A 22,726-nucleotide genomic window follows, 5' to 3' on the forward strand; every position below is an offset into this window, starting at 1 on the left:
CCAGATGTTCGGCCGTGCAGGGTTCCAACTTCTCCGCAAGCGTGTCCTATTGGCGTGACGGAGAGTGGCCGTGTCACAGAAGTTGAGCCAGAGCCACGACTCGTGAACAAAGCCACCCGCACCGCGCCGGTGTGGATCGAGCCGATGATCCGCAGCACGTCCTCCCAGTGCCGCTCGATCCGGTCCAGGTCGACCCGGCCGCGGGTCGCGTCCTGGAAGGGGCCGTAGTCGGCGGTGCGGTCGATGCGCCACATCTTCTGGTCGGGCAGGTCGGCCAGCTGCGGGGCGTAGGTGAACCCAGCCAGGGTGAGCAGGCCGAACACGATGTCGCTGTAGCGGGCGGTGTCGGTGACGATCACCTCCGGGCGTCGGCCGCCGTCGCGGCCGTAGAGGACGTCCAGCACGTACAGCGAGTCGCGCGGGGTGCCGGCCACCACCTTGCCGCCGAGCCCGGCGGCCTGGTCGTTGATCACGTTGAGCCACGTTGCCCCGGCCCGCCGCCCGCCGCCGGTTGGCCAGGCGCCGGGAATCGCCGTGGCGCCGCAGCAGCGACGCCTTGCCGTCCACGCCGTACCGGGACAGCTCCGCCAGCCGGCGCGGCGGCACCCCGGACACGTCGACCTCGCCCATGCCCAGCGCGGCGATCTCCTCGGCGCGCTCCAGCGCGGCCTTCATCTGCGGCCCCGACACCCGCACCGGACCGCGCCGCAGCCGGTCCAGCTCCGAGCCCCGCGCCCCGGCCGGCACCGTCAGCAGCTCGTCCAGCACCGCCCGCGGCCCGGGCGTCAGCATGCCGTGCAGCGCCTCCCACAGCCGCTGGTTCGCCGCCTCCCGCACCGACGCCACCAGCCGGGCGAACCGGTTCACCCCCGGCAGCAGCATCCGCCGCTCGCGCAGCCACCCCACCGCCGCGTCGAACAACGCCTTCGGCCCGTCCCCGGTCGTCCAGGCCCGCGCGTCCAGCCACACCACCAGCTCGTCCCGGACCTCGGCGAAGTCCCGCCAGTCGCCGTCCTGCTGGATCTCCCCGGCGTGCGAGCGGGCCGTACCGTCACGCTCGCCGTACTCCGCCAGCACCGAAGCGTCCGCGATATCCAGCTGCTCGGCCAGGTACTCCGCCACCTCCACCGGCACCTGCCGCAGGTCCGGCATGAACCGCCCGAGGAACCGCACCGTCGTCAGCTGCACCGCGAAGCCCAGCCGGTTGTGCGCCCGCCGCTTCGACTGCACCTTCTCCCGGTCCGCGTCGTCCAGGAAGAAGAACCGCTTCAGCTCCGCCCGCGTCGGGGCGCCGCAGAACGCCCCGTACCGGGACGCCTGCTCATCCGTCAGAAACTCGACCGCCGCCACGGCGCTCCGAAGATCGACAATATCGACCCGCGAAGGTTCGGACCCACGATCAACCCTGGTCAACGGCCTCCAGCGACCGGCCCGGCCTTAGCGCACGATCTGGCATGGATGTTCCTCAAGCCCCAGAGCAGGCCGGGTTGAACAGCCCGAACTGGTCTGCGTCGGCGCATGGTTCGGCGGTTGCAACGGTGACGAACACCGTCTGCTCCGGCTCGTGAAGTGCCAATTCCCGCAGTTGCGCAGCCGGGTGGGCATTGGCCCGGACAGTGCCGCCTTCTGACTGTTCACCATGGGGGACAGCCCCGAACGTCCGGGCAGCGAGGCGTCCTTGGCCGCGCTGTGCGGGGTCGGTCCCATCGAGCACTCCTCCGGCCGTCATCAGTACCGTCGGCTCAACCGCGGGCGCGACTCAATCGTGGGGCGACCGGCACGGGCGGCATTCCGCTCGGGTGTGCGGCAGTTGGTGGTTATCAGCTCCACGGCCGGCCGGGACAGGATGCGTTCGTCGTCGTGCGTCCCGTGTGCGTCCCGTGGTTGAGCAGCATCCGGAAGTAGGCGTGGTAGTCGTCGAGTCAGGCGGGGAACGACCGGGCGAGGGCCTCCGTGGACTCCGACATCACGCCCCGAGCGCCGTCCGTGTTCCCCGCCCGCGACGCGAAAGCACCGATGCGTCCATCGAGACGGTCGGCGTACGCAGTGAAATCCTTGCCCACAGCAGTGACCGGCTCGGGGCCGAAGCCGGTCCTTGGAGGCGGCGGCCAGGGGAGCGTCACGATCATCGAAGGCTGTGAGGAACCTCGGGCGGCGCCTCGATGATCCATCGCGGGCCGCCGAGCTGTGCTAGGGTCTGGGTGTTGCAGTTGTGGTACCCATGAACCCATGTGCGCCTGACGGGAATGTTTCTCCTTCAGGTGCATTATTTGTTTTCCGGCATCTCCGGATGGGGCCTCTGCCTACAGAAGGAGAAGGTTATGGCACAGGGAACCGTGAAGTGGTTCAACGCCGAAAAGGGTTTCGGCTTCATCGAGCAGGACGGCGGCGGCCCCGACGTCTTCGCCCACTACTCGAACATTCAGTCCCAGGGCTTCCGTGAGCTCCAGGAGGGCCAGCGGGTCTCCTTCGACGTCACGCAGGGCCAGAAGGGCCCGCAGGCGGAGAACATCGTCCCCGCCTGATCGCCGGACGCGTATCCACTCACCGGGGTCCGTACCGTCATGGTGCGGACCCCGGTTTGTGCTGTTCCCAGGAAGGCAGATAACCGCATGTCTCGCAGGTCCCAGAAGCCGAACCGGCGCGCCTCGTCACCCCCACGGTCCGCGCCGTCGTCGTCGAGGGAATTCCGGCTGCCGGAAAACACGACACCCGCACTTCCCGCCGTCGAGGACTTCGCCGGTCTGGACATGCCCGCGGGACTGCTGAAGACCCTCACCGCCCAGGGCGTGACCACCCCTTTCCCCATCCAGGCCGCCACGCTGCCCAACTCGCTCGCCGGCCGTGACCTGCTGGGACGCGGACGTACCGGCTCCGGCAAGACCCTCGCGTTCGGGCTGGCGCTGCTGGCCCGCACGGCCGGACTGCGCGCGGGGTCCAAGGCGCCGCTCGCCCTCGTGCTGGTTCCCACCCGTGAACTCGCCCAGCAGGTGACGGACGCGCTGACCCCCTACGCGACCGCAGTGAACCTCCGGCTGGCCACCGTGGTCGGCGGGCTGTCCATCACCAAGCAGGCCGCCACGCTCCGGCGCGGCGCCGAGGTGGTCGTAGCGACTCCCGGCAGGCTCAACGACCTCCTGGAACGCGGGGACTGCGGGCTCGACAGCGTCCGCATCACGGTGCTGGACGAAGCCGACCAGATGACCGATATGGGCTTCCTGCCGCAGATCACCAAGCTGCTCCAGCAGGTACGGCCCGATGGACAGCGCATGCTCTTCTCGGCCACCTTGGACCGCAACATCGACCGTCTGGTGCAGCGGTTTCTGACCGATCCCGTGGTGCACTCCGTGGACCCGTCGGCGGGAGCGGTGACGACCATGGAGCACCACGTGCTCCATGTCCAGGACGAGACCGACAAGAAGGCCGTCACCACGCGCATCGCGGCCCGTGACGGCCGGGTCATCCTCTTCCTCGACACCAAGAGGTCCGCCGACCGGCTCGCCAAGCGGCTCCTGGCCGTCGGTGTCCGCGCGGCGGCGCTGCACGGAGGCCGCTCCCAGCCTCAGCGAAATCGCACCCTGGAACAGTTCAAGAACGGTCAGGTCACTGCGCTGGTGGCGACGAACGTCGCGGCCCGGGGCATACACATCGACGATCTCGACCTCGTCGTGAACGTCGATCCCCCCACCGACCATAAGGACTACCTCCACCGGGGCGGCCGCACGGCCCGCGCCGGCGGCTCCGGCAGCGTGGTCACGCTGGTCCTGCCCGCCCAGAAACGGGATGTCACCCGGCTCATGTCGGACGCGGGCATCCGCCCCCGGACGGCCCGCGTCACGTCGAGCGACGCGGAACTGGCCACCATCACCGGCGCCCGCGAGCCCTCCGGCGTGGCCGTCACCATCGAGGTCCCCCAGCCGGCGACACCGACGGCGTCCCGCCCGGACCGGAAGACCGACGCCAAGCCCGGCAGGCGATCCGGCCGCCGAAGCCGAAACGGCGGCGGGGCCAAAGCGGCGACAGGCGCTGCCACCAGGACGGGGAGCCGGGGCTCCGACCGCCGGGCCACGGCCGGGGAGACAGCGTCGGGTGGCACCTCCGCAACCGGCGGGCGTGGCTCTGCCCGCCGGGCGGGATCCGGCGGGGCCACGGGCGGTGCCGCCAGAGCGGGCGGCCGCAGTGGCGACCGCCGAGGCGGCCGCCGCACCTCTGCCGGCTAGGTGTGCTGTCCCGGGACTGCCAGCCAGGTGCTGTCCCGGGACGTTGGTGACGGGCGACACGCCTTGAGCGGCCCTTGAACGGGGCGAGGGCCTTCTGGTTTCGGTGTGGACTGCGAAGTCCGCACCGATGCCCAGGAGGCCCTCGTGCTCCACCGCAACGCCCCGCCCCCCTGACCCCGACCGGCAGGCTGCGGCCGGCCCGGTGCGTCGTCGACGAGGGCTGGCCCCTTCGCAGAGCGGCCGAACGGTTCCAGGTCAGCCATACAACAGCCGCACGCTGGGCCGGCCGCTCCGGCTGCACGGCCCGTTGCGGATCCTCGCCGAGGTGCAGCATCCGGTAGCGCTACCGGATACCGCTACCGCTAGCTGTAGCCGTAGTGGATCGGCCACTGTCCGTCGTGGGTCTCGTCCGTATTGAACGCCATGACCGGCCCGGCCACGCTGACATGCCGCTCCCCTCTGCATACGAACGACTGCGCGCCGTCGTCGGTGACTCCTGAGTACAAGCCCCCGGCCTTCTCAAGGCGCACGCTGGACACCATCGCCTCACCCAGCGAAGGAAGCACAAGAATGACCGGGAACATCTCAGACGCCCCGAAGGCCCTTCACGGGACGGAGAGGGTCCGCCTGGTCGTCTACAACGGATTCGCGCGCACCGGCCATGCACCGAGCGTGCCGGAACTCGCCGCAGTCACCGGACTCGCCCCCGACCAGGTGCGTCGGGAACTGCGCGCCCTTCATGACAGCCATGATGTGGCCCTGGACCCGCGGGACAACGACCGCGTGGCGATGGCTCACCCCTTCGCTTCCGTGCCGCTCGGCTTCTCCGTCATGGGGGCACACACACTGTGGTGGGGCGGCTGCGCCTGGGACTCGTTCGCCATGCCCCATCTGCTTCGGGACGAGCCCGACGTCCTGGTCGCCACCCGCTGTCCGGCCTGCGACGCTCCGCACGCCTGGGTGGTCGGCCGGGGCGCACCCCCACTGGGCGACCAGGTGGCCCATTTCCTCACGCCCATGCACCGGGCCTGGGACGATGTCGTTCACACCTGCGGCAACCAGCGTCTGTTCTGCTCCACGGACTGCGTCGACACGTGGCTGCGGAGGACAGGCCAGGAGCGTGGCTACGTCATGGATCTGGGCACCCTCTGGCGCCTCGCCCGCGACTGGTACACCGGCCGCCTGGATCCGGGCTACACCCGCCGCGACCTCGCCTCCGCCAACGCCTACTTCGCGGAGGTCGGCCTGCACGGCTCTTTCCGGCGAACCTGTGTGAGGCAGCGCCGAAACCTCACGGGTTCCGGCAGCAACGCGGATGCTGCACGATCGAGCCGTGCTGATCGAACTGACGAAGGTCGCAAAGTTCCCCCGAAGTCCTTGGCTTGCAGGTGTCCGGACCTCGTTCGGTCACGCCGCGGTCCGGTGGTGCGGGGATCATGCCGCGGAGCCCGGCGAGTACCACGTCGAGTGGACGATCGACGAGGACATCGTCTGGGGGCGGAATGCCAAGCCGGCTGCCGGTATCGGTCCTGGGCTCCGGACCGGTGGGCACTGCGTAGTCGTGCGGGGCCGGTTGAGCCTCACTGAGGACGGTGCCGCCCTGCTGGACCTGGACGGCACCACTATTCTGCTGGACCTTGTTGATCCGCTGCCTGAAGGTGTCGTCGGCACTTGGGTCGAGCTGTTCATCGAGCGCGATCAGATCGCTCTCTACCCCTACGAACTCTGACCAGAGGTCAGTCCTTGGTTGTTTCCCACCCTGACAAGCAGGTCTCGTCGATGCGGTCGGACGGATAGCTCATGGTGGCTTCGGGGTCCATGCCGAAGGCGGCGGCGACGAGTTTGTCGAGCCGGGGCTGAGGAACCCGTCGAGGTCGGCTGAGTGCGACAGCTGCCGATCTTGACGTGAGCGACGAGGGGGGTGAGGGACATCGGAACGGAAACCGGTGCTAGAAGATTGCTGTATGTGGGTTCAGCGAGTGATCGAACTGACCGGGTGGGAGCCACTCGGGATCTCCGTCGACTGGGCGGCGATCGAGGGAGAGCTGGGGGTTCCGCTGCCGGCGGACTACAAGCAGCTCTACGAGGTGTTCGGCGGCGGAGTCTTCAGTGATTCCGTCTACTTTCTGGGGCGCGACGAGGGCGTCTCGTTCGACTTCCTGACACAGTGGCGGGTCTCCCTGTCGGTCGACCAGGACAGCAAGTTCGGAGGCGTCTCCGCCGTCGATCCCTATGCGACCTACGCGCCGGGCGGCAAGGGGCTGATTGAGTGGGGCTCCACCGAATGGGCCGACGAGTACTGCTGGCTGATCGATGCCGAGCGGCCGGGGGAGTACCCCGTCCTCGCGCGGTCCAATGACGTCGGCGCATGGCACCGGTACGACATGTCCACCTCGGAGTTCCTCTACCGCGTCCTTGCCGATGCCGATTTTCAACCTTTCGGGATCGCGCAGTACGACCTCGGTACGACGTTCAAGCCCGGCTCCGGCGACCCCTTCGACGGCCAGCCGCTCTGATGAGAGGCCGGCTGCCCCACGTGCGTGCCAGGCCGACCACAGCAGAGGGCGGCGGCGAAGTCGGCGTCCAGGGCTGTGCAGGGCGGCGCCGGGGTGGTCAGCCGATGGGGTTGACGAAGGTGGCCGGGTGGGTGGCGCCGGTCTGGTCGACGAGCGGTGCGGACAGTAGTGCTGGAGCTCATTTTTTGCCGGAACCAGGGGCATCCGACAGGTCACGGTTATAGCCACAGGCGTCCCGACTGTCCTTTGCCATCCCTTCGAGGCGTCTCACTTGCCCCCGCCTGACGGTGTGAGCTCGGCCTCCAGAGCGGAACGCAGTTGGGTCAGGACGGTCTCGAACTGCTCGACGAGGTCGGCCGGATACTGGGACAAGACAGCGTCCTGGCGTTCGTTGATGGAGCCGAAGAACGCGTCAGCGCGTTCCTTGACCTGTGGGCTGCTGCGCAGGGTGACGATTCGCCGGTCGTTGTGTTCGCGGCTGCGCGTGATGTATCCGGCCTGTTCGAGGCGGTTGAGCAGCGTCGTCATGGCTCCCGAGGACAGTGAAATACGCTTGCTGAGCAGGGCCGGAGACAGCGGAGCGCCCCGTTCCTCGGCAGAGGCGATCTCCAACAGGGCGAAGGCGTCAGTGGAATGCACGCCCAGCTGGACAGCGAAGCGGCGGCCCAGTTCGGTGAAGGCCGCACCGTAGGCCAGGAGCCCTTCCATCAGTCGCCCGCGCTGCGTTGTACCGCCGCCGTGGGCCGCTTCCTCCATGAGACCTCCGTCTTCTGCAGGCCATCTTCTGAGGGCCATCGTGATGTGCGTTGGCGCGCCTTGACACTTCGTCGACGGACAGCATAGCTTCCCCATGGAATTACTTCACGGTGAAGATACTTTACAGTGAAGCTACTTCGGTTGGAGGTGCGCGGGGTGCCCGCTGCTGCCTCCGTATCCGCGCCCCTACCTCATGGAGTTGTGATGCCTGACGCCGCCTGTCCCGAAGGGCTCGATCCGTTCGCCGCCGCCGCCCACGGCTTATCCGAGCCCGACCTCATGCGCACGGCCCTGCGCGCCGCCGGCCCCCTCGTCCCCCGGGACTTCCCGGCCGGAGGGCGGGTCTGGATCGTCACCGACGCGCATCTGGCGCGCGAGGTACTCGCCGATCCCCGGATCGCCAAGGACCCCGCGCTGGCGCCGCCTGGCTGGGACCGCCAGAGGGGCGGCCTCGAACCCACCGCCGCCGAGCAGCCCTGCCTCACCACCCTCGACGGCCCCGACCACGCCGCCCTCAGGCGTGCCCATGCCCCGCTCCTCAACGCCAAACGGATCCGTGAGCAGTCCGATCGCATCCACGCGATCGCCCGGCAACTACTGGCCGAACTCGCCGCCGACCGCGCACCGGTCGACCTGATGGCCGGGTTCACCACCCGCTATCCGCTCACCGTCCTGCTCGACCTGCTCGGTATCCCCCTCGACCACCTCGACCGAGCCGCCGACGCCTGCACACGGATGCTCGGCAACAACGCCGGCGATCAGGGCCGGGCAATCGCCGCCCTCACAGAGCTGGCCGCTGCCGGACTCCATGACGACAGCCAAGGGCTCGCCGCCGAGCTACGTGACCGCATCCCTGCGGACGCCACCAACGACCAACTGCGGTACCACCTCTTCGCGTTGATCTTCGCCGGGCAGCTCACCACCGATGCCGCCCTCGGCACCCTGATCGCCCACGCGCTCGCAGGCGGCCCGCATCGCACCCCGGCGGACGCCGACAACATCGACGAACTGGTCCGGGAGACACTGAGAACGCACCCGCCCGCACCCTTCACCCTCTGGCGGTTCACCACCACCGAAATCGAGCTCGCCGGGATACGGCTTCCCGCCCGAACACCCATCCTCGTCGACATCCAGGGCATCAACACCAACCCCGCACGCACACTCGGACCGGACCTGACCTTCGGCGCCGGCCCCCACTACTGCATCGGCGCCCACCTCGCGCACCTCGAACTGCGCGCGGTGGTCACGGTGCTGCGCACCGACTTCCCCCACGCCCGCCTCACCATCCCCTTCACCGAGCTCCAGCAGACCAGCATCGGCGGCCTGCAAGGCAGCCGGCTGACCACCCTCCCCGTTGCACTGCACGGCTGACAACCGGCGGACGCTGCCGGTACACCCTCACCCCGCCGCTCGGCGGTGGCGACCGGCAGGCCGATGCCGCCCTCGACCGGACAAGCGGCGGCCTCAGTCGTTCCCGCCGGTCTGGCCGGCGAGCTGCTGGGTGATGGTGAAGTGCACGAATTCGGCGGGTCGCACGGGTGCCACGCCGATGTCGCAGATCACCTGACCGGCGTCGATCGTCGTCCGGGTGTTGTTCGTGCCGTCACAGATCACGTAGAACGCCTCGTCGGGTTGACGTCCCTGCAACGCCCCCTGCCGCCACTGGTCGGTCAGGAAGCTGGTGACCGAGTGCCGCAGCGTTGCCCACAGCCGGTCGTCGTTCGGCTCGAAGACCGCCCAGGCGGTGGACCGGCGGATGGAGTCGGAGAGGAACGAGACCAGGCGCCGGACGTTGAGGTAGCGCCAGTCGCGGCTGCTGGACCGCGTCCGCGCCCCCCATACCAGCAGACCCCGACCGGGGAAGGTGCGCAGGCAGTTGATGCCCTTGTCGTTGAGGTCCCCGTTCTGGTCGTCGGTGAGCTGGGTGGGGAGGTCGAGGACGCCGCGCAGGCTCTGGTTGGCCGGCGCCTTGAACACGCCGCGCTCGGCGTCCGTACGGGCCCACACCCCTGCCAGGTGACCCGACGGCGGCGCCGTACGCGGCACCCCGTCCACCCCTGGAACCCTCACCCAGGGGTAGTAGAGCGCCGTGAACGCCGCCTCGTCCGTGTCGGGTGCGGCGAGGGAGTCGACGAACTCCTTGAGCGCATCGACAGACTGGTCGGGCGGCACATCGACCACCGCGAGCCGATTGAGCTGCTTGGTGCAGTGGGCGACCACCTTGTCGATGAGCGCTCTGCCGGTCGGCAGGTCCGGCTGTGGCGGGGTCGAGCTCTCGGTGGCGGCCACGGTCATGTCCCAGAGGCTGGGCACGGCGACCATGGTCACCTCGGGGACCGTCTCCAGCCCATCGAGCCCCGTTCGCTTGTCGGTGTCGCCGGCGAGCGTCGACTCGGTCACGGGCTGGTCCGGAGTGAGGAAGCCGACGACGTAACAGGATGTACCGCCGTTGGCGAAGAACCCGTACACCGCCTCGGCCAGCGTGAAGCACCGCTGGAGCACCTGGATCCGCTTGAGCTCCACGGGGGTCAGGTCCCGGTTGTCCTCTTGTTTCTTCAGCAGGGCGGCCAGTTCGTCGCCCAGCTCGGTGATGCTGTAGCGGTCGGCGAACTCCCGCCAGCCGCGGACCCGCTGGGGAATGACGCGTTCGCCCGCGTCGAACGGCGGGGCCGTCCGTTCGTGGGTGTCGCTGACCGGCACCTCGGTGTAGCCGAGGAAGGCAGGGGTCGACGTTCCCGCCCCCGCGATCATGCGTACGCCGCTGGATTCCTCGGTGACGTAGACGCCCGGGGGCCTCGTGTCCATCGGTGCTTCCCTCTCGTTCGGCCGGCGCTGTTCGACGGTCATGTCCTCGTAGGCGATCGTCATGTGTCCCGTCGTGGCCCCGAGCACGCCGCCGCTGGAGTCGAACCCGGCGGGAGGTCCACGCGTTGCCCAGATCGGGCGGCGGACCGCTGGCTTCTCCTTCACGAGCTCGTACCACTGCTTGATCAGTGCCGGCGGCGCGACGGCTGGACGATCGACATCTCCCTGCCCAGCGTGACGACTTGATAACCCTCCGCGACGAACGCCCTACCTGCTGGGGCGATCAGTAGCGCTCGATAAGGCGCGCTGACTCGAAAATGAGCGCGGTATCCCGATGGGGGCGGTCCGACCGTGAATCGGCGGGCTCAGAGACAGCAAGTACGGTTCGAGGTCGCCGAGTTGTTCGCGCAAGGGGAGGCGCCGCCGCAGGTCGCGCGGCGGCTGCGGGTCTCCCGTCTCCGCACCCGTTCCGTCATCCGCACGGCTTCCCGGAGTTCTTCATCCGTGCTCGCAACCTGCGGGTCCGGCTTCTTCCTCTGCCGAAGACGCACCGCGGGATTGGCTACCGTTCGGTCATGCCTGAGACTTCCGGCCAACTCTCCCTCGGTATCGATGCCGCACGCCAGCCGCAGCCGCCCGCCACGGTGCCGGGCCTGCGGTACATCGCCGACTGGCTCACCCCCGACGCCTGCGAAGCTCTGCTCTCGGACATCGATGCCGCAGCCTGGTCGACTCAGTTGAAGCGGCGGGTGCAGCACTACGGCCATCGCTACGACTACGGCCGCCGCAGCGTGGCCGCCGAACAGCAGACGGCCGCGCCGCCGCTTCCGGCATGGGCCCGGGAGACGGCCGCCAGCCTGGCGGGTGAGGGCCTGATGGACCGGCAAGCGGAGCAGGTCATCGTCAACGAGTACGAGCCGGGGCAAGGCATCAGCGCCCATGTCGACTGCCTGCCGTGCTTCGGTCCGGTCATCGCGGCGGTCTCGTTGGGCTCCAGTTGCCTGATGGACTTCACCGATCCCGAGAACGACGCGAAGCTGGCAGTGCCGCTCGCGCCGGGCAGCCTGCTGGTCATGACCGGTCCGGCCCGCTTCACCTGGCGCCACGCCATCGCCTCGCGCAAGAGCGACCCCGGCACGACGGGCCGTGTCCCGCGCGGGCGACGCGTGTCGGTAACCTTTCGTACCCTGCTGCACGCCGGCCGGTAGTTCGGACCGAACCGGAATCAGACCGCTCGTCCACAGAGCCGTACAGGGCGAACGGGTGCCTGATGCGGCACCGCTGAGGTTTTCGGCACGGGGCCGCCGAGCTGCTGATGGGCCGCGTCCAGCAGGCGGGCGAAGTCCCTCGGCCGTCTGGGAGGGAGCCTGAGAGGTCCCCCGTTGCCGCCGGGGACCTCCGTACGGGTCGGCCCCCCCGCCCAGCCGGCGGCGAGCGCGCGCAGATGCCCTGCCCTGCCGTTCCCCTGACGCGGCATCAGGGGAATCCCGGAGGGGAAACAGGCTCCGTAATCATCCTTCTTCGTGATCACGGGCAGGGGCCGGGCTCCGTACGGTGAGGGCATCAATGCGCCACGAGAGGAATCTGGCCATGCGCCGTCGAACAGCCGCCGCTTCCGCCCTACTTGCCGTGGCGGCCCTCGTCCCCGCGGCCGTTCCGGCTGCTGCCGCGCTCGCCGGTGGGCATGCGACGGACGAGGGGGCCGCGCGTGGATCAGGCAAGGGTGCCGCGCTCCAGAAGGGCCTGGACGGCATCGTCGCCGAGGGCGTCCCCGGTGCGATAGCCGAGGTACGGGAGGGCGATCGTGTCTGGCGGGTGGGCAGCGGTGTCGCCGACCTCCGGGGCGGACGGCAGGCCGAGGCCGGGGACCGGTTCCGGGCCGGGAGCGTGGCGAAGACCTTCGTCGCCACGGTCGTGCTGCAACTGGTCGGCGAGGGGCGGATCGGCCTGGACGACCCCATCGGCCGCCACTTGCCCGGCCTCGTCCCCGACGGGGACGACGGCACGCCCGTCACCGTACGCCAACTGCTCCACCACACCAGCGGGATCGCCAACTACACCGACGTGCTCCGGCACGGCCACGACCCGCTACGCAGGCTCCAGCATTCCCACTACACCCCCCGAGAGCTCGTCGGGATCGCGCTGAAGGAGCCCCGCCTGTTCAACCCCGGTCAGCCCGGGAAGTGGGCGTACTCCAACACCAACTACGTGCTCCTTGCCATGCTGATCGAGAAGACCACCGGCCGCACGCTGGACCACGAGATCGACCGTCGCATCGTGCGCCCGCTCCACCTCACCGGTACCACCGTCCCCACCACCCCGCATCTGTCCGGCCGCCACCTGAACGGCTACGAGCGGCTGCCCGGAGAGAACGAGCCCGCCGACTTCACCGACTTCAGCCCCACGGCGTTCTGGGGCCCCGGCAACATCGTCTCCACCACGGCCGACCTGAACCGTTTCTACCGCGCCCTTTCAGGGGGCAAGCTGCTGCCGTCCCACCTGTGGGAGGAGATGCGGACGTTCCGGGACACGGATCGCGGATCGGGCCGGATGTACGGGCTGGGCCTGGAGAGCAGGTCCGCCTACTGCCCGGGGGAGAAGCCCGTATGGGGCCATACCGGCAGCATCCCCGGCTACAGCACGTTCAGCTTCACATCGGCCGACGGCCGGCGGCAGATCACCCTCGCCGTCAACACCAGCCTCACCATGCCGGAGAAGGCCAACGACGTGGCGCTGAAGGTGTTCGGCACGGCCCTGTGCGCGAAGTAGTCGGTGACGTGGTCCATTGATCAGGCCGCGAGCAGTTTGTGCAGGCGCTCGGCTGGGGTTACCCGGTCGAGAATGGGGCCTCGCGGGATCGCGCCGCCGCGGGCGGGGTCAGCCCGTCGCACGCAGGGTGCGGTGGGCGGCGGTGCGCAGGTGGTCGAGGACGGCGGGGTCGGCGTCGAGGGTGTAGTCGACATCGAGGCCGGCCAGTGTTCGGGCGATACGGGGCAGAGCGTCGTCGGAGGCGTCGAGGCGGCAGGCGGTGTCGTCGAGGGGGTGGAGGCGGGTGGCCAGTCCCCGGGCGCGGACGTGGTCGGCGGGGGCGTGGACGGTGGCGATGGCGCGGTAGCGGGTGGGGGCGGCGGAGATCCGCTCGGCGACGAACGCGGCGGGGTCGCCGCCGGGGATCTGGCGGGGCGGGACGCGTCGGCCGGTGGGTGTGGGGTGGGTGATGCGGTCGAGGCGGAAGAGGCGCCAGTCGCCTTTGTCGGTGTCGTGGGCGAGGAGGTACCAGAGGTCGCCGGAGGCGACCAGGGCGTGCGGTTCGCCGCGGCGCGCGTCGGTGTGGCGGTTGGGGAGTGAGGCTCTGATCTGTGCCTACCCCGCTTCGGGAGCGGCCGGCGGCCACGCTCCGGTCGTCCTCGTGCCGCTGCTCCTGACCCGGGTGTCAGGCCCGCGTCACGAAGTTCGATAGCTTGGGCGGGTGAGCGAGAAGACCCTGCAGCACCGGATCGACGGTCCCGACGACGCCCCCGTACTCGTACTGGGCGCGGCGCTCGGTACCACATGGCACATGTGGGACCGGCAGATCCCCGAGCTGGCCCGCCACTGGCGGGTGATCCGTTTCGACCTCCCCGGCCACGGCGGCTCGCCCGCCCACGCGGCGGCCTCCGTCGCCGAACTGGCCGACCGGCTGGTCGCCACCCTCGATGCGCTGGGCGTGGACCGTTTCGGCTACGCAGGCTGCAACATCGGCGGTGCCATCGGCACCCAGCTGGCGCTCACCCGCCCGCACCGGGTCACCTCGCTCGCGCTGGTGTCCTCGTCGCCGCGCTACGGAACCGCCGACGCCTGGCGTCAGCGCGGTGTGGTGATCCGGACGAACGGGCTCGACCCGATCGCCCGCACCTCGCCCGAGCACTGGTTCACCCCGGGCTTCGCCAGTGCCCAGACGGCCATCGTCGAATGGGCCGTCCAGATGGTGCGGACCACCGACCCCGGCTGCTACATCGCCGCGTGCGAGGCGCTGGCGGCCTTCGACGTACGGTCCTCCCTCGGCCGGGTCGGCGTCCCCACGCTCGTCGTCGTCGGCTCCGAGGACCAGGTCACCCCGACCACCGACGCCCGCACGCTGGTCGCCGGCATACCGGATGCGAGCCTCGCGCTGGTGCCCGGGACCTCCCACCTGGCACCCGTCGAGCAGCCCTCGGCCGTCACCGAGCTGCTCATCCGCCACTTCACCACCGCCTGGCACGACAAGCCGGGTCCCGGTGGCCCGGCCGCCATCGGCGCCGCCGCCCCCAAGCCGCAGCTCGCGCCCCCGCCGCCCCCGCAGGCGCCGCCGGCCGCGATCGAGTCCGGCCGCACCGCGCCGGAGCAGGCCCGTGGCGGCACGTACGAAGCCGGTATCAAGGTCCGCCGCGAGGTCCTCGGCGACGCCCATGTCGACCGGGTCGAGGCCGCCACCGACGACTTCACCGGCGACTTCCACGACTTCATCACCCGCTACGCCTGGGGCGAGACCTGGACCCGCCCGGGCCTGGACCGCCGCACCCGCAGCGTCATCACGCTCACCGCCCTGGTCGCCCGCGGTCACCAGGAGGAGCTCGCCCTGCACACCCGCGCGGCCCTGCGCAACGGCCTGACCCCCTCCGAGATCAAGGAAGTGCTGCTGCACACCGCCGTCTACTGCGGCGTCCCGGCGGCCAACTCCGCCTTCGCCATCGCCCAGCGCGTGATACGCGAGGAGACGACTCCGCAGGAGTGACCCGCGGGGGGCGAGCAGCGGCGCGGGACGGGTGCGGGGAGGCGGGTGTCCGCCCCGACGGCGTGCGCGGGCGGCAAGATGGCCCCATGGAACTCACCAAGAAGACCCACGCCTGCGTCCGGTTGGAGAAGGACGGGCAGACCCTCGTCATCGACCCGGGCGTCTTCAGCGAGCGGGACGCGGCCGTCGGCGCGGACGCGATCCTGGTCACGCACGAGCACGTGGACCACTTCGACGAGGAGCGGCTGCGGGTCGCCATGGAGGCCAACCCGGGGGCCGAGATCTGGACCCTCGCCAGCGTCGCCGAGCAGCTCTCGGCCGCGTTCCCGGGCCGGGTGCACACGGTCGGTCAGGGCGACGCCTTCACCGCGGCCGGCTTCGATGTCGAGGTGCACGGCCAGCTGCACGCCGTGATCCACCCCGACATCCCGCGCATCACCAATGTCGGCTTTCTGCTCGACGGCGGGACGGTGTTCCACCCGGGCGACGCGCTCACCGTCCCGGAGGGCCGCACCGTCGACACCCTGCTGCTGCCGGTGCACGCGCCGTGGAACAAGGTCTCCGAGGTGATCGACTACGTCCGCGCGGTCGCGCCCCGGCGGGCCATCGACATCCACGACAGCCTGCTCCAGGACCACGCCCGCCCGATCTACGACTCCATGATCGACAAGCTGGGCGGCACCGACCACGGGCGGCTGGCGCCCGGCGGCCGCACCGCGGTGGACTGAGCGCCGGAGCGGTCGGGGCCCGGCTGTCAGTGCCGGGCGGTAGGTTTACAGACATGCGCATCGCGACCTGGAACGTCAACTCGATCACCGCCCGCCTCCCGAGGCTGCTCGCCTGGCTGGAGAGCACCGGCACGGACGTGCTGTGCATCCAGGAGACCAAGTGCAGCGCGGAGCAGTTCCCGCACGACGAGCTGCGCGAGCTGGGCTATGAAGCCGCGGTCAACGCCAACGGGCGGTGGAACGGCGTGGCCCTGCTGTCCAAGGTGGGGCTGGAGGACGTCGTCCTGGGCCTCCCCGGCGGCCCGGAGTACGAAGGGGCGCAGGAGCCGCGCGCCGTCTCGGCGACCTGCGGTCCGGCCCGCGTCTGGTCGGTGTACGTGCCCAACGGCCGCGAGGTCGACCATGCGCACTACGCCTACAAGCTCAGCTGGTTCGAGGCGCTGAGGACCGCGGTCGCCGAGGACGCGGCGGGCACCCGCCCGTTCGCGGTCCTCGGCGACTACAACGTCGCGCCGACCGACGAGGACGTCTGGGACCCCGAGGTCTTCGTCGGCGCCACCCACGTCACGCCGGCCGAGCGCGCCGCCCTCACCGCGCTGCGCGAGGCGGGCCTGACGGACGTGGTGCCGCGCCCCCTGAAGTACGACCGGCCCTACACCTACTGGGACTACCGCCAGCTCGCCTTCCCCAAGAACCGCGGTATGCGCATCGACCTGGTCTACGGCAACGAACCCTTCGCCAAGGCCGTCTCGGACGCCTATGTGGACCGCGAGGAGCGCAAGGGCAAGGGCGCCTCGGACCACGCCCCGGTCGTGGTGGACCTGGACCTCGACGGGTAGTGCAGGAACGGCGCGCGCTCGTGCCGCGCGCCTGTGGCCCCGACCACAGGTGGGGTGGGACCCTGCACACCATGAACATGTCTTTCCTGGACAAGTGGCGCAGGCGTCAGCCCGCGCACCGGTCCGTGCCGCTCGCCGAGTCGGTGCGCGCCGATCCCGGAAGCGTCGTCGAGCTGCTGTCCGAGTGCGAGCTGCTCCGGGCCCAGGCCGCCTCCGCAGGGGTGGAACTGGACGACTCGGTACGGTCGTTGGAGCTGCTGGACCAGTTGCAGCCGGTGTGGCGGGACGATCCGGAGGTGGCGCCGTGGCTGGGCAACGACGCCGGTCTCTACCTCGGCACGGTCCTGGTGCGTACGGTGCGCGGTGCGGTCTGGCACGTCTGGCCGGGCGGCCAGCCGGTGGTCCGGCTGGCGTCCGGCCGGGAGATCGACGTGGTGACGGCGGGCCACGACTGGGCCGACACCGGCGTGCCGGAGCTCTCCCAGGTCTACGCCGAGGTCTCCGAGACCTGACGCCCGGCTGAGCCCGGCGGCCGGCTAACCCGACTTATCGCCCCCTATCTACTGACCCGTGCGTGTCAGTGGAGAAGTGCCCCTTTCACCCCGGTAGGTTGCGGGCTCTCCGCTGTACGGATGAGAGTGGGCAGGGCTGCATATGGCCGGTGAGGCGCTGATCGAACTGCGCGGGGTCAACAAGCACTACGGAGAACTCCATGTCCTCCGGGACATCGACCTCACCGTCGGCCGCGGCGAGGTGGTCGTCATCATCGGGCCCTCCGGGTCCGGGAAGTCCACCCTCTGCCGGGCCATCAACCGCCTGGAGACCATCGAGTCGGGCACCATCGAGCTGGACGGCCGGCCGTTGCCCGAAGAGGGCCGGGCACTGGCCCAGCTGCGGGCCGAGGTCGGCATGGTCTTCCAGTCCTTCAACCTCTTCGCCCACAAGACCGTGCTCGACAACATCATGCTGGCGCCGCTCAAGGTCCGTAAGAAGAAGAAGGACGAGGCCGCGCGGCGCGCCCGCGAGCTGCTGGACCGGGTCGGGCTCGCCGCCCACGCCGACAAGTACCCGGCGCAGCTCTCCGGCGGTCAACAGCAGCGGGTCGCCATCGCGCGGGCGCTCGCCATGGACCCCAAGGCGCTGCTCTTCGACGAGCCGACCTCCGCCCTCGACCCGGAGATGATCAACGAGGTGCTGGAGGTGATGCGCCAGCTCGCCCGGGACGGCATGACGATGGTCGTGGTCACCCACGAAATGGGCTTCGCCCGCTCCGCCGCCAACCGCGTGGTGTTCATGGCCGACGGCCGGATCGTCGAGGACCGCACCCCCGAGGAGTTCTTCACCGCACCGCGCAGCGAGCGGGCGAAGGACTTCCTCTCCAAGATCCTCAAGCACTGAACGGGGCGCCGCGATGTCGCACAGCCACCCCACGCCCCTGCGCCGCACCCTCCTGGCCCTCGTCCTGGTCGCCCTCGCCCTCACCGGCTGCGGACGGGAGGGCAGCCCGCCGGTCAAGGGCCCCAAGACCAGCGAACTGCCCCAGTACACGGTCGCGAAGGACTTCCGGCTGCCGGATTCCCCGACCTGGGTGAGGGCCAAGCGTCGCGGCCATCTGATCATCGGCGTCAAGGAGGACCAGCCCTACCTCGGCGAGAAGGACCCGGCGTCCGGGCGCTACAGCGGATTCGACATCGAGATCGCCAGGATGATGTCGGCCGCCCTGGGCTTCCCGCCCAGCACCATCGAGTTCAAGACGATCGCCTCCGCCAACCGCGAGACGGCCCTCCAGAACGGTCAGATCGACCTCTACGTCGGCACGTACACCATCAACGACAAGCGCAAGAAGCTGGTGGGCTTCGCCGGCCCGTACTACCTGGCCGGCCAGTCGCTGTTGGTGCGCGCCGACGAGAAGAACATCAGGGGCCCGCAGGACCTGGCCGGCAGACGCGTCTGCTCGGCGGCCGGCTCGACCCCGTACCAGCGCATCCGGACCGAGTACCCCCGGGCCATTCTGGTCGCCTATGACACCTACTCGGTGTGCGTCGACAACCTGCTCACCTACCAGGTCGACGCCGTCACCACCGACGACGCGATCCTGCTGGGCTACGCCGCCAAGGTGCCCGACGAGCTCAAGGTCGTCGGCGAACCGTTCTCGCGGGAGCCGTACGGCATCGGCCTTCCGCGCGGCGACAACGCGCTGCGTTTCGCCCTCGACGACGCGCTCGCCGCGGCTCAGAAGAACGGCGACTGGAAGAAGGCCTATGACGCGACCCTCGGACTGTCCGGGGTGCCCGCGCCCGCGCCGCCCCCGATCGACCGTTACCCGGCGACCTGAGGAGCCAAGGAACCGACCGATGAACGTTCTCCTCGACAACCTCTCCCTCTACGCGGAAGGCCTGCTGGGCACCGTCGAACTCACCTTCTACGCCTCGTTGCTCGCGCTCGGCCTCGGCTTCCTGATGGCGGCCTTCCGCGTCGCACCGGTCGGCTCGCTGCGGGCCTTCGGCACCGCGTGGGTGACGGTGCTCCGCAACACGCCGCTGACCCTGCTGTTCTTCGCCGTCGTGCTGGGCCTGCCGCGCTTCGGACTGGTCCTGCCCTTCAAGCTGTTCGCCGTCCTGGCGCTGGGCTGCTACACCTCCGCGTTCATCTGCGAGGCGGTCCGCTCGGGCATCAACACCGTGCCGGTCGGGCAGGGTGAGGCGGCCCGCAGCCTGGGCATGACCTTTCCGCAGACCCTCGGGGACGTCGTTCTCCCGCAGGCCTTCCGCTCCGTCATCCCGCCCATCGGCTCCACACTGATCGCGCTCGCCAAGAACTCGGCGATCGCCGGCGCCTTCAGCGTCACCGAGCTGCTCGGCGTCTACAAACCGCTCAACGAGATGGGCTACAGCATCGTCTGGACCTTCGTCTGGATCGCGGTGGGCTATCTGATCGTGACCCTGTCCATCAGCGCGATCTTCAACTTCCTGGAGAAGCGCTATGGAGTCGCCCGATGACCACCACCCTCTATGACATCCCCGGCCCCCGGACCCGGGCCCGGCACCGGGTCTACGGACTCGGGGCGACGCTGGCGATCCTCGCCCTCCTCGGCTGGATCCTCCATCTGCTCTTCGCCACCGGCCAGTTCACCGCGGCGAAGTGGACTCCCTTCCTCTACAAGGGAATTCAGGAGCTGCTGCTCACCGGGCTGGGCAACACCCTGCGGGCCTTCGCCCTCGCGGCGGTGCTGTCGCTGGCGTTCGGCGGGGTGCTGGCCGTCGGCCGTCTCTCCGACCACCGGCTCGTCCGCTGGGTGAGCACGCTGGTGGTGGAGTTCTTCCGGGCGATGCCCCTGCTGGTCATGATCTTCTTCATCTATGTGGCGTTGCAGGTCGCGCCGCTGCCCGCGCTGGTGGCCGGACTGACGCTCTACAACGGCTCGGTGCTCGCCGAGGTCTTCCGCAGCGGCGTCAACGCGGTCGACCGCGGCCAGCGGGAGGCCGCGTATGCGCTCGGCATGAACAAGACCCAGGTCATGACGTACGTCCTGATGCCGCAGGCGGTCCGGGCGATGCTCCCGGCGATCATCAGCCAGCTGGTGGTCGCCCTGAAGGACACCTCGCTCGGCTTCCTCATCACCTATGAGGAGTTTCTGCACGCCGGGAAGCTGATCGCCTCCAACCTCGACTACGACCTGCCGTTCATCCCCGTCGTCATGATCATCTCGCCGATCTACATCGGGATGTGCATGCTGCTGTCCTGGCTCGCCAACTGGGTCTCCCGGCGGCAGCTGCGCAACCCCAAGGTCGAGGCCGTCGAGGTGGCCGCCGCTGAGCCGGGCTCCCTGCTGCCGGGCGGCCCTCACCAGCCGCGGGCGTAGCCGCCCGGGCTTCAGCGCAGGTTGCGCGCCATCCAGGGGGTGAGCCCGCCCCGGAAGACCAGCTCCTTGTACGTCTCGTCGCCGGGCAGCGGTACGACCAGCCACTGTCCGGGCGGGAAGAACCGCGCCCTGACGTGGGCCAGCCCGCCGTACACCGCGTGCAGGAACGCCGGGACCGCGTTCCGCGGGACGTCGTCGAACTCCACCCCGTCCACGGTGATCTTCGCATCGTCCTCGGGGAAGAGCTGGACCGTCACGGCCGGGGAGCCGCCCAGCTCCACGAACGCCTCGTGCGGCAGCGAACCGTCCTCGTCCAGGACGGTGAACACGCCGGCGGCGGTCCGGCGGGAGGTCCGGTCCGCACCGATGTCATCGGTGACGGCCATGTCGAGGTGGTACGCGTCGGCGACGGCACGGATGGCGGTGACGGCGGACTCGGGCGTGGGCAGCTGCGGGCGTGGTGCGGCGGAATGTCCCATGCCCACGATCATCCCCTACCGGATTCCGGCAGTTGCCGCACCCCGTCCCGCGGGTCCCGGCCGAGGCCCGGCCGAGGTCCCGAGGCGGCTCGGTTGCGGATCGGGCCGGGACGTCAGTCCCGTACCGGGACGGAGACGTATGACGGATCGTCCGCCGGCGAGGAGAACGTCAGCCGCGCGCCGCTCGGGTTGTGCTCGATGTAGAGCGGGTCGACGGTGTCCACGACCACCGCGAGCCGGTGCCCGGCCGGCACGTCGTAGGCGGTGGAGAAGAGGTCCAGGTCCACGCCGAAGGGCCGGCCGGGGGTCTTGCCGTGGAAGGTGAACGGGGCGTGGGTGACCAACTTGCCGATGCCGAGCGGGCCCACGTCGTAGAGGTAGGCGATGGCGGTGCCGCTCTCCGCGGTGCTGGTCAGGGTGGTGTGCAGACGGGTGGTGCCGCGCACCCGCTGTCCGGTCTCGTACCGCTCGGACTGCCAGACGGCCGCCAGTGAGCGGGGCAGCAGCGGGATCGACGCCATCGGCGGCAGCCTGAGGAACTGGTCCAGCATGCTGGAGAGGAAGATCAGCCCGCCGTCGGCGCCGGAGTCGATGTTGGTGTAGATCTGCTTGCTGCCGTCCAGCTCGATCTTCCGGTGCGCGGACGGTACGTCCCGCCAGCTCTTGTAGCCCTCGTAGGCGCCGGTGGAGCGGGACTTGAGGAGCACCGGCGACTCGCGGTCGATGCCGTTGTCCGCGCCCTTGAGGTAGTGGTCGAACCACCGCCTGGTGTTGGTCCAGGTGTCGTTGGGCAGCCCGAAGAGCCCGAGCCCCTCGGCTGTGGCGTGGTCGCCCGGTCGGAACTCCAGCCGCTTGGGTCCCTTCAACTTCTCGTAGAAGTCGGCGTACTGGTTGGGCGGGAACAGGGAGTCGCCCCAGGCGTTCCCCAGCATGATCGCCGCACCGTTCGCATTGATCTTGTCGAGGTAGGTGGCGGGGGAGCGCTTCCGCCCCCAGGCGATCATGTCCTTCTCCTTGGCGAGGTTGGAGGTGAGGAAGTCCTTGAGGACGGTCTGAAGTTCGGGGCTCGGCCGCCCGGTCAGCGCACCCGCGCCGCCGAGCATGGCCGCCGCCTGGAGGTGCTGGGTGCGCCCGCTGTAGATCGAGCCGATCAGGTCGCCCCAGCCGCTGAGCGCGGCAACAGCCTTGATCCGCTTGTCGAACGCGGACGCCAGCAGGCTGATCCCGGCACCGTACGAGACCCCGCCCATGCCGACCTTCTGCGGATCGGCCGGGGTGTGGGCCAGTGCCCAGTCGATGACCTTCGACGCGTCGGCGACGTCCTGCGGGCCGGCCGTCTCGATCTGCCCGCCGGACTGCCAGAACCCGCGCGAGTTGTACCCGACGACCACATAGCCCGACTCGGCCAGCCGCTTGGCCTGCACCATGTACTCGATCTGCGGCATCGCCCAGCTGGTGGGCAGCACGATGACCGGGTACCGGTGGCCGGCGTCGGCATCGGCCGGGGTGAAGACGTTCGCCTTGAGCGTGATGCCGCCCTCGCCCGTGATGTCGACGAACCTGACGGAAGCGGAGCCGGCGGCCGTTGCGGATGCTTCGGATGCGGCCGTCGTACGGGCGGCTTCCGGTGTCGCCGCCTCGGCGGTGGCCGGCGCTCCGGTGAGGACCGTGGTGGCCAGCACCGCCGCCGAGACGGTGCCGATCGCGGCGCGCAGCGTCATGCGGGAGGGCGTCATCTTCTGCTCCAGATCTCGAAGCGGACCGGCCG

General features: G+C 69.9%; 22 protein-coding genes and 3 pseudogenes. 18 read left to right on the forward strand and 7 right to left on the reverse strand.

Going from position 1 to position 22,726, the window contains the following annotated elements; all coding sequences use genetic code 11:
* Nucleotides 1-116: 116 nt before the first annotated feature.
* A pseudogene (locus AB0C96_RS40470) lies at nt 117-1,350 on the reverse strand (DUF4158 domain-containing protein); the annotation flags it as partial.
* Nucleotides 1,351-1,639: 289 nt separating this feature from the next.
* On the opposite strand from AB0C96_RS40470, the gene AB0C96_RS40475 reads away from it, so the two are divergent.
* The 4 genes and pseudogenes from AB0C96_RS40475 to AB0C96_RS40490 form a co-directional block, all read left to right on the forward strand.
* Nucleotides 1,640-1,888 (forward strand): transposase, encoded by a 249-nt coding sequence (locus AB0C96_RS40475; RefSeq protein WP_362925001.1) that lies wholly within the window; start codon nt 1,640-1,642, stop codon nt 1,886-1,888.
* 433 nt (nt 1,889-2,321) lie between these two features.
* Nucleotides 2,322-2,525, forward strand: a complete 204-nt coding sequence (locus tag AB0C96_RS40480) for a cold-shock protein (protein ID WP_059194910.1) — start codon at nt 2,322-2,324, stop codon at nt 2,523-2,525.
* A gap of 87 nt (nt 2,526-2,612) precedes the next feature.
* Nucleotides 2,613-4,220, forward strand: a complete 1,608-nt coding sequence (locus AB0C96_RS40485) for a DEAD/DEAH box helicase (protein ID WP_362925002.1) — start codon at nt 2,613-2,615, stop codon at nt 4,218-4,220.
* Nucleotides 4,221-4,330: 110 nt separating this feature from the next.
* A pseudogene (locus AB0C96_RS40490) lies at nt 4,331-4,510 on the forward strand (hypothetical protein); the annotation flags it as partial.
* A 72-nt stretch (nt 4,511-4,582) separates the two neighbouring features.
* Here the strand turns inward: AB0C96_RS40490 and AB0C96_RS40495 are convergent.
* Entirely contained in the window at nt 4,583-4,750 is a 168-nt protein-coding gene (locus AB0C96_RS40495; RefSeq protein WP_362925004.1) for a hypothetical protein, read from the reverse strand.
* A gap of 259 nt (nt 4,751-5,009) precedes the next feature.
* Between AB0C96_RS40495 and merB the strand changes: the two are divergent.
* The 3 genes and pseudogenes from merB to AB0C96_RS40510 form a co-directional block, all read left to right on the forward strand.
* Nucleotides 5,010-5,381, forward strand: a pseudogene (gene merB, locus AB0C96_RS40500) (organomercurial lyase); the annotation flags it as partial.
* A 172-nt stretch (nt 5,382-5,553) separates the two neighbouring features.
* Entirely contained in the window at nt 5,554-5,949 is a 396-nt protein-coding gene (locus tag AB0C96_RS40505; RefSeq protein ID WP_362925045.1) for a hypothetical protein, read from the forward strand.
* Nucleotides 5,950-6,184: 235 nt separating this feature from the next.
* Entirely contained in the window at nt 6,185-6,736 is a 552-nt protein-coding gene (locus tag AB0C96_RS40510; RefSeq protein ID WP_362925006.1) for an SMI1/KNR4 family protein, read from the forward strand.
* A gap of 267 nt (nt 6,737-7,003) precedes the next feature.
* Here AB0C96_RS40510 and AB0C96_RS40515 read toward each other — a convergent pair whose 3' ends face one another.
* Nucleotides 7,004-7,492, reverse strand: coding sequence for a MarR family transcriptional regulator (locus AB0C96_RS40515; RefSeq protein WP_362925008.1), 489 nt, complete (start codon nt 7,490-7,492; stop codon nt 7,004-7,006).
* Between the two features lie 204 nt (nt 7,493-7,696).
* On the opposite strand from AB0C96_RS40515, the gene AB0C96_RS40520 reads away from it, so the two are divergent.
* Nucleotides 7,697-8,863 (forward strand): cytochrome P450, encoded by a 1,167-nt coding sequence (locus tag AB0C96_RS40520; RefSeq protein ID WP_362925010.1) that lies wholly within the window; start codon nt 7,697-7,699, stop codon nt 8,861-8,863.
* Nucleotides 8,864-8,956: 93 nt separating this feature from the next.
* On the opposite strand, the gene AB0C96_RS40525 is transcribed toward AB0C96_RS40520, so the two are convergent.
* Entirely contained in the window at nt 8,957-10,360 is a 1,404-nt protein-coding gene (locus tag AB0C96_RS40525; RefSeq protein ID WP_362925012.1) for a phage tail sheath C-terminal domain-containing protein, read from the reverse strand.
* A gap of 512 nt (nt 10,361-10,872) precedes the next feature.
* On the opposite strand from AB0C96_RS40525, the gene AB0C96_RS40530 reads away from it, so the two are divergent.
* Together AB0C96_RS40530 and AB0C96_RS40535 are read left to right on the forward strand one after the other, a co-directional pair.
* Nucleotides 10,873-11,505 carry an alpha-ketoglutarate-dependent dioxygenase AlkB gene (locus AB0C96_RS40530; RefSeq protein ID WP_362925014.1) on the forward strand — a complete coding sequence of 211 codons (633 nt, stop codon included), beginning with the start codon at nt 10,873-10,875 and terminating at the stop codon, nt 11,503-11,505.
* A 382-nt stretch (nt 11,506-11,887) separates the two neighbouring features.
* Nucleotides 11,888-13,066 carry a serine hydrolase domain-containing protein gene (locus AB0C96_RS40535; protein WP_362925016.1) on the forward strand — a complete coding sequence of 393 codons (1,179 nt, stop codon included), beginning with the start codon at nt 11,888-11,890 and terminating at the stop codon, nt 13,064-13,066.
* A 108-nt stretch (nt 13,067-13,174) separates the two neighbouring features.
* Here the strand turns inward: AB0C96_RS40535 and AB0C96_RS40540 are convergent, their stop codons facing one another.
* Nucleotides 13,175-13,654, reverse strand: coding sequence for a WYL domain-containing protein (locus AB0C96_RS40540; protein ID WP_362925044.1), 480 nt, complete (start codon nt 13,652-13,654; stop codon nt 13,175-13,177).
* Nucleotides 13,655-13,766: 112 nt separating this feature from the next.
* Here AB0C96_RS40540 and pcaC point away from each other — a divergent pair, with 112 nt between their 5' ends.
* The 8 genes from pcaC (at nt 13,767) to AB0C96_RS40580 (ending at nt 20,479) form a co-directional block, all read left to right on the forward strand.
* Entirely contained in the window at nt 13,767-15,050 is a 1,284-nt protein-coding gene (pcaC, locus tag AB0C96_RS40545) for a 4-carboxymuconolactone decarboxylase (protein WP_362925017.1), read from the forward strand.
* Nucleotides 15,051-15,136: 86 nt separating this feature from the next.
* Nucleotides 15,137-15,778, forward strand: coding sequence for an MBL fold metallo-hydrolase (locus tag AB0C96_RS40550; protein ID WP_362925019.1), 642 nt, complete (start codon nt 15,137-15,139; stop codon nt 15,776-15,778).
* Nucleotides 15,779-15,831: 53 nt separating this feature from the next.
* Nucleotides 15,832-16,617: an exodeoxyribonuclease III gene (locus tag AB0C96_RS40555; RefSeq protein WP_362925020.1), complete on the forward strand. Its 786-nt coding sequence runs from the start codon at nt 15,832-15,834 to the stop codon at nt 16,615-16,617.
* A gap of 71 nt (nt 16,618-16,688) precedes the next feature.
* Complete coding sequence (locus AB0C96_RS40560; RefSeq protein ID WP_362925022.1) at nt 16,689-17,129, forward strand: DUF6278 family protein; 441 nt, start codon at nt 16,689-16,691, stop codon at nt 17,127-17,129.
* A 142-nt stretch (nt 17,130-17,271) separates the two neighbouring features.
* Nucleotides 17,272-18,015, forward strand: a complete 744-nt coding sequence (locus AB0C96_RS40565) for an amino acid ABC transporter ATP-binding protein (RefSeq protein ID WP_362925023.1) — start codon at nt 17,272-17,274, stop codon at nt 18,013-18,015.
* Between the two features lie 13 nt (nt 18,016-18,028).
* On the forward strand, nt 18,029-18,952 hold the full coding sequence (locus AB0C96_RS40570; RefSeq protein ID WP_362925024.1) for a glutamate ABC transporter substrate-binding protein: 924 nt from the start codon (nt 18,029-18,031) through the stop codon (nt 18,950-18,952).
* 19 nt (nt 18,953-18,971) lie between these two features.
* The gene (locus tag AB0C96_RS40575; protein ID WP_362925026.1) at nt 18,972-19,616 is read left to right on the forward strand and encodes an amino acid ABC transporter permease; all 645 of its coding nucleotides are present in this window, start codon (nt 18,972-18,974) and stop codon (nt 19,614-19,616) included.
* Nucleotides 19,613-20,479, forward strand: a complete 867-nt coding sequence (locus AB0C96_RS40580) for an amino acid ABC transporter permease (protein WP_362925028.1) — start codon at nt 19,613-19,615, stop codon at nt 20,477-20,479. Before AB0C96_RS40575 ends, AB0C96_RS40580 begins: the two co-directional genes overlap by 4 nt.
* An 11-nt stretch (nt 20,480-20,490) precedes the next feature.
* Here AB0C96_RS40580 and AB0C96_RS40585 read toward each other — a convergent pair whose 3' ends face one another.
* Both AB0C96_RS40585 and AB0C96_RS40590 read right to left on the reverse strand, forming a co-directional pair.
* On the reverse strand, nt 20,491-20,958 hold the full coding sequence (locus AB0C96_RS40585) for a hypothetical protein (protein WP_362925030.1): 468 nt from the start codon (nt 20,956-20,958) through the stop codon (nt 20,491-20,493).
* A gap of 113 nt (nt 20,959-21,071) precedes the next feature.
* Nucleotides 21,072-22,694, reverse strand: coding sequence for an alpha/beta fold hydrolase (locus AB0C96_RS40590; protein WP_362925032.1), 1,623 nt, complete (start codon nt 22,692-22,694; stop codon nt 21,072-21,074).
* Between the last annotated feature and the right edge of the window lie 32 nt (nt 22,695-22,726).

Origin of the sequence: Streptomyces sp. NPDC048506, assembly GCF_040651315.1 — a bacterium.
In the GTDB taxonomy this organism is placed as follows: Bacteria; Actinomycetota; Actinomycetes; order Streptomycetales; family Streptomycetaceae; genus Streptomyces.